Source organism: Phormidium sp. CCY1219 (genome assembly GCF_055795085.1).
In genome coordinates, this window is record NZ_JAYFEQ010000483.1 from 12,868 (window position 1) to 28,023 (window position 15,156).

The window sequence follows — 15,156 nt, forward strand, 5'->3', positions numbered from 1 at the left end:
ATTGCTTTGATTGGAGGAATTCCATCCCACAATTGCCGCAATTTTTTGCCCGTCGCCACCCACTGACCCACAACGATAATATCCTGAAATATTACCCATGAATCCGCACAATTATTCCGCCAATTCATCCGGACAGAAACCCTGGAAAATCGCGATCGCCAATCGGTTATTTCGCTTAATAGAAGGCATAGAAGTGCCCTTACTGCAATGGGTGCCGTTTCCCTTTGGTTCTTGGTTGCGAACCCTGGCGTACCGCAGTTTTGTGGCCAAACTGGGCAAAAAAGTCACCATTGAAACGGGGGTAGAATTTGTCGGCGCTTGTTGGATGAAAGTGGGCAATGAGGTGTTTATGTCTCGTGACGTTCGCCTGAGAACGATTGGTCGGCGCAATCGAATTGAAATCGGCGATCGCGTCTCGTTCGATCGCGGTGTGGATATAAAAGCGCATGGTAGTCAAGGCCCGATTACCATCGGCGATCGCACCTATATCGGGCCTTACACCTGCCTGTCTGGATGTCAGCTTACCATCGGCAAAGACTGTTTGATTGCCTCTCATTCTAGCATTTATTCTAACAATCACGTTTTTTCAGATTTCCACCGAAATATTAACGAACAAGGCAACAGTTACAGTGGAATTGTTATTGAAGATAATTGCTGGTTAGGCACTGGGGTAAAAGTCCTGGATGGGGTAAAAATTGGCACGGGCAGCGTCATCGGTGCAGGGGCAGTGGTGACGAAAGAGATTCCCCCGTATTCTATTGCCGTTGGCATGCCGGCGAAAGTCATTTCTCGGCGAGAGGCTGAAGTGGAAGAGGCGGTTAAAAGTGGCAGAATTTGAGAGACAATGATAAGTAAAATTACTGCTTTTAGTAAGGTTGAATTACTGCCAGTCTACCCCAGGATTTGCCGAAAAAAGACTCACCCAAAAATCGCCCAAAACAGATTTATTGTGCTACAATTTTTTTTACCATTGCATAATTTTGTTGTAAAAAAATGTTAGTTTTTGCGATTGCCCTGAAAAGCGCTAAAGTAGCTCGAGATTGGGAACAAACGTGCAAAATATTCGAGCGCAGCATTCGCTCGGTTTGCGCTCAAACTGCAAGCGAATTTAAAGCGATTGTGGTTTGTCACGAACAGCCAAAAATTCAGTTCCATCATCCGAATATTGAATACTTGCCAATCAGGTTTTCCATTCCCGGAGATGATATTGAAAAAAAGCGTCTGGATCGACGCCGAAAAGTGTTTGCCGGACTGCTAGCTGCGAAAAAATACCACCCCACCCATACCATGATTATGGATGCAGATGATTGCGTCAGCAAGCATTTAGCGGAGTGGGTAAAGCAAAATCGAGATGGCAATGGATGGGTTTTCAATAAAGGGTATTTATATGAAGAAGGAAGCAATTTCCTGTTTAGGGAAAAGAAAGCGTTTTATCAATGGTGTGGAAGCAGTCATATCATTCGCTACGACTTGCAGGATCTTCCAGAAAATACAGATGACGATCGCATCGATTACAATCGCTATCATCGTCCCCATGCCTACATTATGGATATTATGGAAAAAAAGGGGACACCTTTGGAAACCTTACCCTTTTTTGGGGCGATTTATATGCTCGGTCATGGGGAAAACGTGAGGAATTTTGCCAATGTCATTCGCCCGAAAAAGCTTTTGCCTCGCTTGAAAAAAGTGGTGGTGAATTACCGCCCGCTAACCGGAGAAATTCGCGATGATTTTGGCCTCTATTCCTTGGAGGAGAACTGTTCGTTTCATTAACCTTTTAATGGGGGAAATTTACCCGATGAAAATCCAGCGCTATTCTCAGAAGATTTTACATAAAATTCCAAGGCTTCAGCAGCTACAACGGTGGCATGATGAGCGCAGGGCTGAGGTATTTCTGATTTCTTTTCCCAAATGCGGACGAACCTGGCTGAGGTTAACGATCGCGAAAGCATTAGAACGGCACTTCGAGCTAAAAAATGCGACTAATCTGATGGAGTTGTATGCGTTAGGGGAACAGCATCCGGATATTCCGAAGATATTCATCACTCACGACGATGATGCGTTTTGGAAAAAACCCGAGGAACTGGTTCGATCCAAGGCGAAGTACAAACATGCCAAGGTTATCTTTTTGGTTCGAGACCCGAGAGATGTGCTGGTTTCGAGTTATTTTGAGAAAAAGAAACGGAGTCACATTTATCCAGACAAACCCTATTACCAGGGAGAGTTATCGGACTACATTAACGAACCAGTAGGTAGCTTTGATACGATTTTATAATTTTATCAGATTTGGGCGCAAAATCGTCAAGTTCCGAAAGATTTTTTAATGATTCGGTATGAAGACCTTCATGTTAATCCCGCAAGAGAACTGCGTAAAGTTATGGAGTTTATTGGAATCGCACAGATAGGAGATGCAGCGATCGCGGAAGCGGTGGAGTTTGCTTCTTTTGACAACATGCGAAAGATGGAGGAAAAAGGGGGGGGTGGGATGCTATCGCTTAAAACCAAGCGATCGCAGGGATCCCGAATCTTACAAAACTCGCCGGGGAAAAGTGGGCGGGTTTGAAGATTATTTGAGCCTTAGCGAAATTGAGGAGTTAACGCGACGGATGAATGAAACGTTAAGCCCAATTTATGGATACGGCGATTAAGCGATCGCTGGTAGTTTCCCCGTCATCACAGGGACGAAATTCCGTGGGATGGCGGGGAGGCAATGGCGACGGATCGCACTTTAGGGCGTCGGTTTGAGTTCTTTCACCCAGCGAACCACCTCGGGATGATGAGTGACCCAAGCTTCGCGATCGCGCCGAATGTTTTGCAAGTGCGACTCCACGGATTCCGCATCGATAACCACGCCAAAATCCGACGGCACTTTTTCGGTTTGATAGTCGAACAAACGATTGATTATCAAATCTCCCACGGATTCGCGATAGTGCGAACTATCCCAATAGTAATTCATTTCGCGATCGATGGACTCGGTGGTGATGCTATTATACCCGGAAAAATCCCAAACCGGGGCAATTTTTACCACTTCTCGTTTCCACTGTTCGAATTCCGGCCAAAGTCCGGCAAGGCGCAAGGTTTCCCATTGAGCGGCGTGGGCGGGAGAGATAAACAATTTTAATTCAATATCGCGGGATTTGGCAATTTCTACCAGGTCTCGTAATGCCCCTAAAAACTCCTGGGAAAGCTCGTACTCTTTGTAATATCCTTCCCGTTCCATGAATCCCCCCATCATGTTGGCAAATTCTTCGGTAATCGGTCGTTCCGGTTCGTTTTCGTACACATATCGCAAGCCATTGGGCTGATAAAGAAAGTTGGCATCAGCATTGAGGCTAGATTGAATGGTTTCTAAACTCGATCTCGTCGCCCCCAAAGAAAAGGTCACGTTGAGAAACTCCTTGGGCATTAAGGTTTCTTTTTCCAATCGCGTTTCGCTAAAGTCCGCTTGATTGTTTTTAAATTGATTGAACATAAAAAAGTCAAGTCCGAGAATCACGGTTTTGACCTCGGGTTGGTTTGCGATCGCATGGTCGAAGTAACGCTTCACCTCATACATATTTGGCCCCACCAGTGCCAAATTGTAAGCCGATTCTGCATTTAATGCCGGATGATTGGGGTCGAGACCTAAATCGCTGCGCGATGAGCCTAATAACAGGGTTTTCGGTTCCACACGGGTCACGGCGATCGCTTTGAACAGTCGCACGTGATTGAACTTCTGGGTTTTTAACCGATTCAGGCCCAAAATTTCCGGACTATTCATCACCCCATAGGGGTCAATGCCGGCATTAAATAATCCCACAGTTAACAATCCGGGCACTGTAATTCCTAAAAAAGCCAAATTAAATCGTCGATAGTTATTCATTTACACCCTCCGTTGAGTTAAAATTGATGAATATCGTTCCCAGGTTTGACCTGGAAACGGGGGTTGGCAAATTAAAACTGAAAGTAAAGAAATTCGGAAATTCGATTGAGGGAAAGCAGACAAGCGAGGGCAATACCACTCACCCCCATCGCCCACCACCATTTCGGTTTAAATTGCTTAATAATTTGCTGGGTATTGGGCAACAGCGTCACCGCCAGCAACAGCAATCCTAACGTCACAAAACTTTGTTGGTAATTGGGCGGAAGATAAGGCAATTCCTGCCAAGGTCTGAACTGTACTCCCATTTCTGCGAGCCAAGGCAAGGCGGGTTCTACATCATTAACCAATACGATTCCTTTGATTCCAACCGTAGCTTTGACAATTTCTGTCGCTTCATATAAATTATCGGCGCGGAAAAATATCCAACTCGTCATCACAGCGAGAAAGGTGATTAACCATCCGAAAAACTGAGGCAATTTGACGCCAAATTTTTTCCAAGCGTGATTGACCACAAGAAAGGTGCCGTGCATGGCTCCCCAAATCACGTAAGTCCATCCCGCACCATGCCACAATCCTCCTAGTAACATGGTCAAAAATAGATTGCAGTAGCGGCGAATTTCCCCGCGACGACTGCCCCCGAGAGGAATGTACAAATAGTCGCGCAGAAAGAAGGATAGGGTAATGTGCCAGCGACGCCAAAAGTCAATAATGGAAGTGGCTTTATAAGGAGAATTAAAATTAATGGGCAGGCGAAAATTAAAAATCCATCCCAAGCCGATCGCCATATCTGAATAGCCGGAAAAGTCAAAATACAGTTGAAAGGTGTAACTTAACGCCCCCACCCAAGCTTCGGTAAAGGTGACGATTTCGGCATTATCAAACACCGTAGCCACCCAAGGGGAAATGCGATCGGCAATCAGCACTTTCTTTCCCAATCCCAGGATAAACCAAGTTAAGCCAATGGCAACATTTTTATGAGAAAATACAAAATTGCGAAGCACTTTAAACTGCGGAATCAGTTCGTTGTGCCGCAAAATCGGACCAGCAATAAGCTGAGGAAAGAAGGTAACAAATAAACTATACGACGGTAAATCGTATTCGTAATCTTCGGTTTGTCCCCGATAAGCATCCACCACATAGGCAATTTGGGTAAAGCTGTAAAACGAAATTGCTAAAGGTAGTTCAATATCGGGAACGGGCCATTGAGTTTGAAACAGATGATTGAGAGAAGAAACGAAAAAGGCGGCGTATTTGTAATAGCCTAAAATTCCCAAGTTAAAGGCAACGCCACCGAATAAGAGGGCTTTGGCTTTTGGCGTGCCCGGTTTGGCTCCATCTAAAAATTGGCCGAAGTAATAATTTCCCACCACGGAAATCAATAGCAGGGGCACATAGGAAATTTTCCAGTAGCCATAAAAGAACAGGGAAGCTAAGAGCAGCCAAATGGTTGCCGCCCTTACCAGACGATATTTGCTCAAGCCGAAAAAGACGAGCAGGGTAATGGGCAAAAACCCAAAAATGAATTCGTAAGAGTTAAATAGCAAGGTGGCTCAGATTCTTTTTCTACTTCTACATTTTCTAGTATAATTTGAAATGACTCTTAAAAAACTAGCGAAGAGAGGTTTTTTTTTCCGGGATAATAAGTTATAATAGTGCCCGGTTCGCACGTGGGTGTGAAAAATGCCAGAAACTCGCAGAAAACAGAGATTCCGGCAAGCTTCTGGCGAAGGGAGGGGGAAAACTGGCGGAAAATGGCAGAATTTAGCAAATCCCTGGGGCGATCGCACCAGTCTCGGCGATCGCCCCACCCGGGCGCATCGAAAAGGAACCCTTACAGGGCGATAAACGCATCAGAATTGATGCGAGTCGGGGAGATATCCGCGAGTAAAGCCAGCAGTTCGTTGGTGTCGGCGATCGCGATTTCGGTATGGTTAGCGTGGGTGCCACTTCCGGAACGAATCATCAGATTGTCATAGCTCAAATCGCCCATTAATCCGAGCAAATCTTGACCGACTTCAAAATCAAGAATGGTATCGGTTCCCTCACCCGCACCTAACACAAACAAATCGTTGCCAGGGCCACCGGATAAAGTATCGTCGCTACCTGCGCCCCGCAGGATATCGTCACCAGACCCCCCGGAAATCTGGTTAACATTCGTATCCCCGGTGAGAACGTCGTCATAGTCGGAACCCACCAGATTTTCTACCTGACTGAGGGTATCTTCACCGCTAACCGAAGCGACAATTTCCTCATACCAAACCTGGGCGATTTTTTCATACCCGCTATCTACCAAATGATAGCCATCAGAATTAAAATCCGCCGTCTCTAAAGGAGCGTTATAAATATCGACAAAGCTCACCTTTTTTCCGGCATTGATTTTGGGGGAAATCACTTCATTAAATATGCGCCCGCTAAACTCGGCGGTTCTCGCTTCGCGATCGCTGTCGGCGGTATTGGGAAGAATGGAACCCACCAAAACGCGGGCATCGGGAGAGTGGGTGACGATGCGATCGACCAGCACATTTAATTCGGCGATCGCCACATTCACATCATCCCCTCGGTTAATATCGTTCGTCCCCGCCATCAATAAAATCAGATCTGCCGGATTGTCGCTCAAAGTATCTTCAATGGTGGTATAATCCGGAGCACCCGGCTTGTTATACCCTTTAAAATTGCTTGAATTATCCGTCAGTTCATCGATGGTAAATCCCCCCCGACCTTCGTGGTCTTTATCCATGCCATCGGGTCCACTGTGCGCCGATCCGACAAAATCCATATTAAACCCATCTCCAGTGACCAATCGATTCCACAAATGGGTGCGATAGCCGGCATAATTTTCCTGATTGGGTTTTCCGCGCGTGTTGGAATCTCCCAAAGGCAAAAGGGCGATCGGGGTGGCAGAAAAGGGGGTGAAATAGCGGGTAGCGACGCCAGTTTCTAAATTAGCGATGACGCGACTGGTGGCGATCGCCGCGTAACTTGCCGTATCGGTTCCCTCACCGCCATCGAGATAATTGTTTCCCGGACCCCCCGCCAAGGTATCGTGACCTTCGCCACCATTGAGGGTATCGTCCCCCCCAAAGCCGGCGATCGGATTATCCAGTGCATTTCCCGAAAGCGTCTCCGAATCGTCAGTCCCGTTAATCCCGCTTGACATATCGTTATCCACAATTGTCACCACAGCACTGGCGGCACTACCCAAGGTTGCCCCACCGATGGGATTGCTGAGGCTCAAAGTGAGAGTTTCATCCGCTTCGTCTTCCGTATCGTCGATGAGCGCAAGGGTGACAGTTTTCTCGGTTTCCCCATCGGCGAAACTCACCAAAATGTCGCTGTTATCGTAATCATCGGGACTGGTGGCGGTACCATCGGCGGCACTCACATTCACCGTCACGTCCCCATCGGCCCCATCGGTCCGGGTAAGCGTTATCCCTTGGGTGGCGGTTCCATTTTCATCGAGGGTGAAACGGCCCGCACTAAACTCGAGGGTACCCGGTTGTGCGATAGGTTCCGGTTCGGCCACCGGGACAAATTCAATATAGTCAATGCGCGCAAATTCCGTACTGTCAACGGCCCCGAAAATTTCGATCGCCTCCCCAGAATTCAGGGAAAGACCCGTTGCCACAGTTCGAGCGACGTGATTTTGGGAGCTAACTCCGCCATCTCCGTAGTTTTCGTCGAATACGAAGCTCGATTCCTGGCTGCCAATTCGCACGGTGATGGGGGATTGTCCGTCGTTTTCGTCGAAATAGCCGAGAATCACATCGTAGGTGCCGCTACTGCCGGTAAAGGTGGTGGTGGCGCTACCGCTGGTGCCGCCAGTTTTGTGCAAGGTAATTAACGCATTGCCCGAGGCGGGGGTGCGATCGCTCTCCACCCGGTAGGTGGTGAGGTTCATTTGTTCGGCTTCGATGCGAATCGAGGTCATTTGGCGTCTCCTCAAGTGGAATTGTATAGAAGAACTGCAAACCGAGCGAGGGCTGACGTTTGAGTAACACAAGCATGAATGGTCGAATCCGGGAGGTGAATCCGTAATTGTACTTAGGGTAGAATCGCGCGGTTGGGTAAGTTGCAGGCATTCCACAAAGGACTCATGCGGATTCAATCGGTTTGAGACGCACCTCAAATGGTTCGGCGGTCAGCATTGACCCGTTGTGCTTACGGAGGTAAGTAAAATTACGGGTAAGTCGTTCGGTAAGTTCCGTGTAAACACTATTGTGCAGCAAGTTTCCCGAATTTTTTATAAAGTTTTCGTAAAAGCACATATTTTTATCGAGTACAGATGTGAAGTTTCAATGAAGCGAAGTGACTCACAGTAAATGCACGGAGAAGGGCGGCAATTTTCATCCCGGTGGGGTAGAATCGGGGGAAGTGGCCGATCGCCGCCCGGTGGACGAGGAGAACGGGGGTGCTAACGACTCAGGGTAAAATAAAACGCGGCACCTCGATTCACCTCACCCATTGCCCAGACTTGTCCTCCGTGGCGATTGATGATGCGCCTCACTGTTGCCAAACCGATGCCGGTGCCTTCAAACTCACTGCTGGAGTGCAGGCGCTGAAAGGGGGCAAACAGTTTTGCGGCATAGGTCATATCGAATCCTGCGCCGTTATCGCGCACGAAATACACCGGTTGGTGGGGTGGGACTTCTGTATTGCGAGTTGACAATTTGTCATAGCCCTGGGCGATGAGGGCGCAGCGATCCGTTACTCCGAGTTCGATGCGCGCTTGCGGGACTTTGCGGGTAAATTTCCACGCATTACCCAGCAGATTTTCCAAGAGTACCCGAATCAGACGCCGATCGCCTTGTGCGATCGCCGTGGGTGCGATCGCGAATTCCACCGATCGCCGGGGTTCCATTTGCTGCAAATCCTTGGCGATCGCCTGAGCCATTTGACTCAGATTCACCGATTCGCGCTGCATCTGGGTGCGATTTAACCGCGACAAGCGCAGCAAATCGGCAATCAGTTGGCCCATGCGTTGGGTGGCGACGCGCATCCGTTTGAGGTAATGTTGACCTAACTCATCGAGTCCATCGCTATAGTCTTCCAATAACGCCTGGGCGAAACCATCAATCGTCCGCAATGGTGCCCTCAAATCGTGGGAAACCGAATAGCTAAACGCTTCGAGTTCTTTATTAGTTGCTTTTAATTGCACCGTATATCGGGCTAAAGTTTCATTCAGATTCCTGACTTCCGCTTCGGCTTTTTTCCGCTCGGTGATATCCTTAAACGTGACCACCGCGCCAATCGTTTCTCCTGAGTCTTGCAGGGGGGCGATCGCATATTCCACCGGAAAAGATATCCCATCCGAGCGCCAAAACACCGCATCGCTCACGTGATAAATTCCCCCCGATTCTAAAACGCGATCGAACGGGTTTTCTGCATCGGGCGAGCAGGTTTCCCCCGGCGGGGACGACCAGAACTTTTCCATCGGGATGCCAATTAATTCTCCCACGTCATATCCGAGCATCTGCGCCCCAGCGGGATTGACAAAAGTGGTTCGCCCGTCGCGATTTAAGCCAAAAATGCCTTCCCCGGCGGAATTTAAAATTAACTTATTTAATTGCGTCGTCAGTTCGTGAATTTGGGACTGGGCCACCAGTAATTGATGAGAATCTAAAAGTTTGTAGACATGCGGCGCAACCCGAACTACAATCGGTTCGTCCAAAAACTCCGGCGATCGCTGTAAAGAGCGTCTCGCCGCCATCAAAATTAACGTCTCTCCCGGGAAAATCAAAATCTCGGTTTCCGTCAAGGCATATAACGCCTTAATCGGACGCCGGATAAACAATTCTAACCCATAAGGACGGCTTAAATGCTCGAAAAATTGCCGTCTCGACATCATTCCCACAAAGCGATCGCCCTCTACAATCGTCACCCCCGGAAGGAGAGGATTGTCGGAAAACGCCTGTGCGATTTCACCCCCCGGCGTCGAGGACTCCACTTGAAAATCATAAAGCGTCAGCTCTAACAAGGTTGAGCTTAACCGTAAGTTCCGCAGAACGTCCTTTGACAAGGATCCACCCGATAACACGGCATCAGATTTTTTTAGTACAAACACATCCAACGACCCTAAACTGGTACTTTCGTAAAATCAACAGATTTTTCTCTATTATCTATTTTCCCTGAAAAACATGCAACCCAGATTGGGATTTATCATTCTTTAATGTAGGTTAAATTTTCGTTAAGCTATGGTAAAGCGTAACCCACTTGACAGAGTTGAGAAAATTGCGGTTAAAAATGGCTAAATCGACATTTTACAGTCACTTTACCCGGTTGCGTTTCCCTTCCTCCTTCGATGTCGCAAGCAAGATGCACCCACTTTTGGATAATATTGCAGGTAAAATAACTCAATTTGATATGACACAGACACCCTCGCCATCACTGGGAGTTCCCCGGTTACATTGATTCAGGTTCGTATCCTTCAGAAATACTGTCCGTTCATCGAATCAACCTGCACCTATGATTCCCATCGACGATAACATCCCCACTCGCACGCGACCCCTCGTCACTTCCGCCCTGATTGGGTTAAATGTGGCTTTATTTATCCTGGAAATTAAACTCGACCTAGCAGGGGAATTGACTGATTTTCTGCAAACCTGGAGCGTAGTTCCCGATCGCATCCTCGCCGTGGTCACCGATGCGATCGCCCATCAAAATCCCGCCGCTTGGGTAACTTTGATTTTCATGTCCGCAACATCTTTTGTCCTCGGCATGTTTCTGCATGGGAGCATTAGTCAAATTTTAGGAAATTTGCTATTTTTGTGGGTATTTGGCAAGCGGGTCGAGCAGATTTTAGGCCACGGACGATTTTTAATCTTTTACTTGCTCTGTGGCATCCTCAGCGCCATCGCTCAAGTGGCGATCGCTCCGGATTTAACCGTACCTTTAGTCGGAGCTAATGGCGCGATCGCCGCTATCCTCGGCGCATACTTTCTGAACTTTCCCAAAGCCAAAATCGACACCATTCTACCCTTAATTATCCTGTTTATTCCCATCGAACTTCCCATCAGTTTCTACTTGCTCTGGTGGTTCGTCCAGCAACTCTTTTATGGCATCGGCAAGCTGGCGGTTATCGGCGGCGTAAATCCGTTCAGCATCGGCTACTGGGCGCATGGAGTGGGATTGATTATCGGTGCCGGATTAGTTCCGTTCTTCGTCAAATATAAACCCAACCGGGCTATTTATTAAGTTTAAATTCTCCCAGCCTTCCTGTAAGCGAGTAAAAAAAAGAGAAGATGGGAAAAATATTCCCTCTCTTCTCTCTCAAACCCATTGATTTAAACTTGCAAAACCTATTTAATTCATCAAAAATTGAAAATCAAAAATTGCTCAAGTCTTAATTCTTAATTCTCAATTTTTCCTGGGTGAATCTAACTCGAAGTCTGGACAGCGATCGCCACCCGGACCATCCGGATGGACCGCACAAAGCAAATGCGGATCCCCGGAGTAAAACCGACAGCGATCGCACCCGGCGAACTTTCCGCGCTTCTTTTGCCTTCTCAAGCGCCAAAACACCCCGCGATACTTGCCCGATATTTCCGACTGCGGCGTTTCCACAGCAGGCGCTAGATTGTAGCTGACACCGCGATACATGAGTTTCATTACTGTAACCTGTAACAGACTTCGATGGTTGTTGACACCAAAAGGCAAACCAGGGTTTTACACCCTTGTCCCCTGGGGTAGAAGTTCCCAGAGACATCCGGGTGTAAAAAACACCTGTAATGCCCGAAATTAGTTCTTCAACACCTCAATCGTTACATCAGCAAAGGGGGCACAGGACCAATCCTCGGGAGGATTTCGAGGCAACGATCCTGCGAGAAAAGGGAAAAAACTCAGACAACTGGGGAGAAGCGATCGCGCCCCATTAATACAGCACCATCATCAAACGCTTGCGATACTCCTTCGTCACCGGATGGTTATTTCCCAGCAACTCAAAAATCGACAGCATTGCCTTTCGCGCCCCATCAGACTTGAACTGTCTGTCAGTTTCCACAATCTCCAAAAAAAGCTGCAATGCCGACTCATGTTCTCCGTCTAACGTCAGACAACATGCCCGAGAAAACTTGCTCTCTAGCTCTCCATTTCCCGACGGATTGACGCACTCTGCCTTAAACTGAATTAACGCCTTTACCGCTTGCGCCTCAGCAAAAAATTCCCGTTCGTCCATTTGAATTGGCGAGAGCAATTCCTCAGCTTTTTCCAGCTTATCCTCACTAATATAAAACTTTGCCGCTTCAATTAAAACCCGGCGATGTTCGGGATATTGGGTCAGCAACGACGCGAACAGTTCCGCCACTTTGCTGCGATTTCCCGCCAACAATTCTTGCCGAATTGCATCGAGCTTTTCATCCAATTGCGATTTGATATTGCATTTCACCAACAATTCGCGCAATTGAGGTTCCGGTAAAACTCCCACAAAGCCATCGATAATTTCGCCATTGCGGATAATTTTTACATCCGGCACTCCTTCCACGCGAAATGCTTGGGCGATGGATTGATTCTCATCGATATTCAGTTTTGCCACAATGCAATCGTACTCTTGCGCCACCTTTTCCAATATCGGCTTTAACATTTGGCAAGGCCCGCACCACACTGCATAAAAGTCCACGATAACGGGAATTTCGTAAGACTTTTCTAGGACTTCTTCTTCAAAATTGTGGTCGTAGACATCGATAGAATATCCCATTGGTTTCTCTGTGCTTTACAAGACTGCTCGCTTTTTATTGTAATCCGCCAATGGCATTCCGGAACTTTTCCTCAATTCAATGTGACGGGAAAAATCCGCACCTTGGGGAGGGTTGCCCCGGCGGTAGTGGATGGGAGGAGGAGTAGGGTGGGAAAATATTTGGCCACCCTACAGGTGGTGTTTAATGGGACGATGGAGCGTCAGTCATAATTGAATTTATTTTTAAAATTTGGGAGTGGGTGGGAGAGAATTGAGAGAGACAAAAACCGCAGAATTTAGCTTAAAACAGCGGCAAATCCAAGAGGAATCCCGTTAACACCTCTTCTCCGGATAACCGGGAAGGAAGTTTCTGGATTTCGGGTTGGGTATTGGGGCGATAAATCTCTGCCTGTTGCTGTTGCGGATCGATTAACCATCCTAACTGTAGTCCGCTATTGAGATACTCTTGCATTTTTGCCTGGAGGGGTGGGAGGGGGTCGGTTTTCGATCGCAACTCGATAACAAAGTCGGGAGAAATGGGGGGAAACGCTTCTTGTTGTTCTGGGGTTAATGCGGACCAACGCTCTAGTGTTACCCAGGCGACATCGGGAGAGCGATCGCCGCCATTGGGCAAGCGAAAAATTGTTGATGAGCTAAATACTTTTCCTTGTTGGGTTTGCCGATTCCAAATCGCGACTTCGGCAATTAAATCAGCTTCTTGATTTCCGCTTACTCCGCCCACCGGTGGGATAATGACTAATTCCCCTTTAGCGGTTCGTTCCAATTGCACATCGCGATTCACCTGACAAAGCCGCTCGAATTGTGCGTCAGTGAGTCCGACATTTTCTAAATTTAGCACCACCGGATTCATTAACTCAACTCTCCTGCAATCGTCTGGAAATTTGGGGAGGGGGAGGCAAGGTAGAGACGCTTTGAAATCGCGTCTCTACAGGTAGGAATTTGCCGTGGAACCTGGGAACGAGTGGCGGAGAAAATGTTGTATAGCGGCAGAGTTTTCCCTACCGCTATGATGGCGATTAGCGCAACCCCAACCAAGTCCATAAATCCTGGCGAGTGATGAATTCCAGGATGAGGAGAGCGACAAAACCAATCATGGCAAATCGCCCATTAATGCGTTCGGCATATTCGGTCCAACCGAAAGCGGGTTGTGGGGGTTGGGGTTCGTCGGTGGTGGGTTGTGGGGTGGGGGTTTCGGGTTGTTCGGAGGTCATGGTTTTTTACTGTTGGACGTCGGTATTGGATTGGGAGTTTAGTGCTTGAACGGATTCGATGAGCGATCGCACCTCATCGGTGCCTTCAGAGGGGTCAAATGTCAGGGGGAATTTGCCGCGAGTCATCACGCGCAATCCCACCGGACCGAGACTGAGCAATCCTTTAATATCTTTAAAGTAGTTGCCCACTACCATGACGGCAAATTTGCGTTCGTCAACCCAACCGCCTTTTTTGACTAAATCGAGCAAGACTTTGCGGTGACGAACCGGACGAGAATCGCTAGCATCTTTGCGATCGAGAATTTCATCTTTAATTTTGCCGATTTTGTCCATTGGTTCGACGCCCATCGGACAGACAGAATTGCAGTAAAAGCAACGGGTACAACCCCAGACGCCGAAGGTATCTTGGTTGTATTTTTCCACCCGTTCTTCCGTGCGATCGTCCCGGGTATCTTCCACCATGCGATAGGCTTTTGCCAGGGCGTGGGGACCGACAAAATTGGGATTGACTTCCCGGGCGTTACATTCAGAATAGCAGGCACCGCAGAGGATGCAATTGCCACTATCGGCGAGACGCGATCGCGCTTCTGGGGACTGGAGAAATTCGCGTTCTGGAATCTGGCGCGCGTCGGTACTCACATAGGGGTCGATCGCCTCGAGATTTTTCCAGAACCCGGACATATCCACCACCAAATCTTTGATGACGGGCATATTGCCCATCGGCGCAATGGTAATTTCGGGAATGGCATCCTCGGTAGTGGGGTGAGGCGGTCCGCCCGGTAATGCCTCGGAGATTTCGGACTGGGGGCGCAAGGAGTCATTGCCAGGGTCGGAGGTTTCGAGCTGAGTTTGTTGGCGAATGCGCTCCATTCTGGCGAGTTCGTCGCCAATGTTTTCTTTACAAGCGAGGGCCGATCGCCCGTTAATTCGCATACCGCAACTGCCACAAATGGTGTTGCGACAATTTTTGCGGAAGGCCAGGGTGCCGTCTTGCTCCCATTTTATGCGATTGAGACAATCGAGAATGGTATTTCCCGGTTCGACATCCAGGGTGTAGGTCTGAATGTTGGGGGCGGCATTTTGAATTTGTCGAACGACTTTAAATAAAACTTGCATGGGTGACACAGAATCGCGTCTGGGAACTGCTGTGTTTTATTGTACGCCGATTCCGGGGGTCTCGGGTCTTTCGCGCCAATTGTGGCAATGTTGCACTGTAGATTTCGCCCTGCGCCCGCCACGGTTTTGGGGGAGGATGTGAATCGAACAGCAGGGGCGATCGCCACTGCCGTCGGATAAGAATGGCAATATAAAAGAGTAGGTGCGAATCGTTCCCGCCAAAGTCAAGGTTGAAATACCGAAAACGTAAGCGGGGCAAGGAATCTAAGGCTTAAAGC

Annotated in this window: 17 protein-coding genes and 1 pseudogene; 8 read left to right on the forward strand and 10 right to left on the reverse strand. The window is 48.2% G+C overall.

Annotation, left to right across the window (positions count from 1 at the left end):
* Positions 1-97 precede the first annotated feature (97 nt).
* The 4 genes and pseudogenes from AC0QH1_RS12685 (at position 98) to AC0QH1_RS12700 (ending at position 2,648) form a co-directional block, all read left to right on the forward strand.
* A complete protein-coding gene (locus AC0QH1_RS12685; RefSeq protein ID WP_324631503.1) occupies positions 98-838 on the forward strand; it encodes an acyltransferase in 741 nt (246 codons plus the stop codon).
* A gap of 155 nt (positions 839-993) precedes the next feature.
* Complete coding sequence (locus AC0QH1_RS12690) at positions 994-1,773, forward strand: glycosyltransferase family 2 protein (protein WP_324631504.1); 780 nt, start codon at positions 994-996, stop codon at positions 1,771-1,773.
* Between the two features lie 25 nt (positions 1,774-1,798).
* Positions 1,799-2,455 (forward strand): annotated as a pseudogene (locus AC0QH1_RS12695) (sulfotransferase domain-containing protein); the annotation flags it as partial.
* Positions 2,456-2,480: 25 nt separating this feature from the next.
* Positions 2,481-2,648 carry a hypothetical protein gene (locus AC0QH1_RS12700; protein ID WP_324631520.1) on the forward strand — a complete coding sequence of 56 codons (168 nt, stop codon included), beginning with the start codon at positions 2,481-2,483 and terminating at the stop codon, positions 2,646-2,648.
* An 80-nt stretch (positions 2,649-2,728) separates the two neighbouring features.
* Here the strand turns inward: AC0QH1_RS12700 and AC0QH1_RS12705 are convergent, their stop codons facing one another.
* Both AC0QH1_RS12705 and AC0QH1_RS12710 read right to left on the reverse strand, forming a co-directional pair.
* On the reverse strand, positions 2,729-3,862 hold the full coding sequence (locus tag AC0QH1_RS12705; protein WP_324631505.1) for a hypothetical protein: 1,134 nt from the start codon (positions 3,860-3,862) through the stop codon (positions 2,729-2,731).
* Positions 3,863-3,933: 71 nt separating this feature from the next.
* Positions 3,934-5,406: an MBOAT family O-acyltransferase gene (locus AC0QH1_RS12710; protein ID WP_324631506.1), complete on the reverse strand. Its 1,473-nt coding sequence runs from the start codon at positions 5,404-5,406 to the stop codon at positions 3,934-3,936.
* Between the two features lie 136 nt (positions 5,407-5,542).
* Between AC0QH1_RS12710 and AC0QH1_RS12715 the strand changes: the two genes are divergently transcribed.
* Complete coding sequence (locus AC0QH1_RS12715; protein WP_324631507.1) at positions 5,543-5,707, forward strand: hypothetical protein; 165 nt, start codon at positions 5,543-5,545, stop codon at positions 5,705-5,707.
* Here the strand turns inward: AC0QH1_RS12715 and AC0QH1_RS12720 are convergent.
* Complete coding sequence (locus AC0QH1_RS12720; RefSeq protein ID WP_324631508.1) at positions 5,694-7,790, reverse strand: Calx-beta domain-containing protein; 2,097 nt, start codon at positions 7,788-7,790, stop codon at positions 5,694-5,696. The genes AC0QH1_RS12715 and AC0QH1_RS12720 overlap by 14 nt on opposite strands.
* 377 nt (positions 7,791-8,167) lie before the next feature.
* On the opposite strand from AC0QH1_RS12720, the gene AC0QH1_RS12725 reads away from it, so the two are divergent.
* A complete protein-coding gene (locus tag AC0QH1_RS12725; RefSeq protein ID WP_324631509.1) occupies positions 8,168-8,290 on the forward strand; it encodes a hypothetical protein in 123 nt (40 codons plus the stop codon).
* Here AC0QH1_RS12725 and AC0QH1_RS12730 read toward each other — a convergent pair.
* Complete coding sequence (locus AC0QH1_RS12730; protein WP_324631510.1) at positions 8,274-9,878, reverse strand: sensor histidine kinase; 1,605 nt, start codon at positions 9,876-9,878, stop codon at positions 8,274-8,276. The genes AC0QH1_RS12725 and AC0QH1_RS12730 overlap by 17 nt on opposite strands.
* Positions 9,879-10,324: 446 nt before the next feature.
* Here AC0QH1_RS12730 and AC0QH1_RS12735 point away from each other — a divergent pair, with 446 nt between their 5' ends.
* Positions 10,325-11,053 carry a rhomboid family intramembrane serine protease gene (locus tag AC0QH1_RS12735; protein ID WP_324631511.1) on the forward strand — a complete coding sequence of 243 codons (729 nt, stop codon included), beginning with the start codon at positions 10,325-10,327 and terminating at the stop codon, positions 11,051-11,053.
* A 162-nt stretch (positions 11,054-11,215) separates the two neighbouring features.
* On the opposite strand, the gene AC0QH1_RS12740 is transcribed toward AC0QH1_RS12735, so the two are convergent.
* Together AC0QH1_RS12740 and AC0QH1_RS12745 are read right to left on the reverse strand one after the other, a co-directional pair.
* Entirely contained in the window at positions 11,216-11,467 is a 252-nt protein-coding gene (locus AC0QH1_RS12740; protein WP_324631512.1) for a DUF4278 domain-containing protein, read from the reverse strand.
* Positions 11,468-11,729: 262 nt separating this feature from the next.
* A complete protein-coding gene (locus tag AC0QH1_RS12745) occupies positions 11,730-12,551 on the reverse strand; it encodes a tetratricopeptide repeat protein (RefSeq protein ID WP_324631514.1) in 822 nt (273 codons plus the stop codon).
* Between the two features lie 81 nt (positions 12,552-12,632).
* Here AC0QH1_RS12745 and AC0QH1_RS12750 point away from each other — a divergent pair, with 81 nt between their 5' ends.
* Positions 12,633-12,761, forward strand: a complete 129-nt coding sequence (locus tag AC0QH1_RS12750; protein WP_324631515.1) for a hypothetical protein — start codon at positions 12,633-12,635, stop codon at positions 12,759-12,761.
* A gap of 70 nt (positions 12,762-12,831) precedes the next feature.
* Here AC0QH1_RS12750 and AC0QH1_RS12755 read toward each other — a convergent pair whose 3' ends face one another.
* The 4 genes from AC0QH1_RS12755 to AC0QH1_RS12770 form a co-directional block, all read right to left on the reverse strand.
* Positions 12,832-13,401, reverse strand: coding sequence for a Uma2 family endonuclease (locus tag AC0QH1_RS12755; RefSeq protein WP_324631516.1), 570 nt, complete (start codon positions 13,399-13,401; stop codon positions 12,832-12,834).
* A gap of 166 nt (positions 13,402-13,567) precedes the next feature.
* Positions 13,568-13,762, reverse strand: a complete 195-nt coding sequence (locus AC0QH1_RS12760) for a chlorophyll a/b-binding protein (RefSeq protein ID WP_324631517.1) — start codon at positions 13,760-13,762, stop codon at positions 13,568-13,570.
* Between the two features lie 6 nt (positions 13,763-13,768).
* The gene (locus tag AC0QH1_RS12765; protein ID WP_324631518.1) at positions 13,769-14,878 is read right to left on the reverse strand and encodes a succinate dehydrogenase/fumarate reductase iron-sulfur subunit; all 1,110 of its coding nucleotides are present in this window, start codon (positions 14,876-14,878) and stop codon (positions 13,769-13,771) included.
* A gap of 36 nt (positions 14,879-14,914) precedes the next feature.
* Positions 14,915-15,106 carry a hypothetical protein gene (locus tag AC0QH1_RS12770; RefSeq protein WP_324631519.1) on the reverse strand — a complete coding sequence of 64 codons (192 nt, stop codon included), beginning with the start codon at positions 15,104-15,106 and terminating at the stop codon, positions 14,915-14,917.
* Positions 15,107-15,156: the final 50 nt, after the last annotated feature.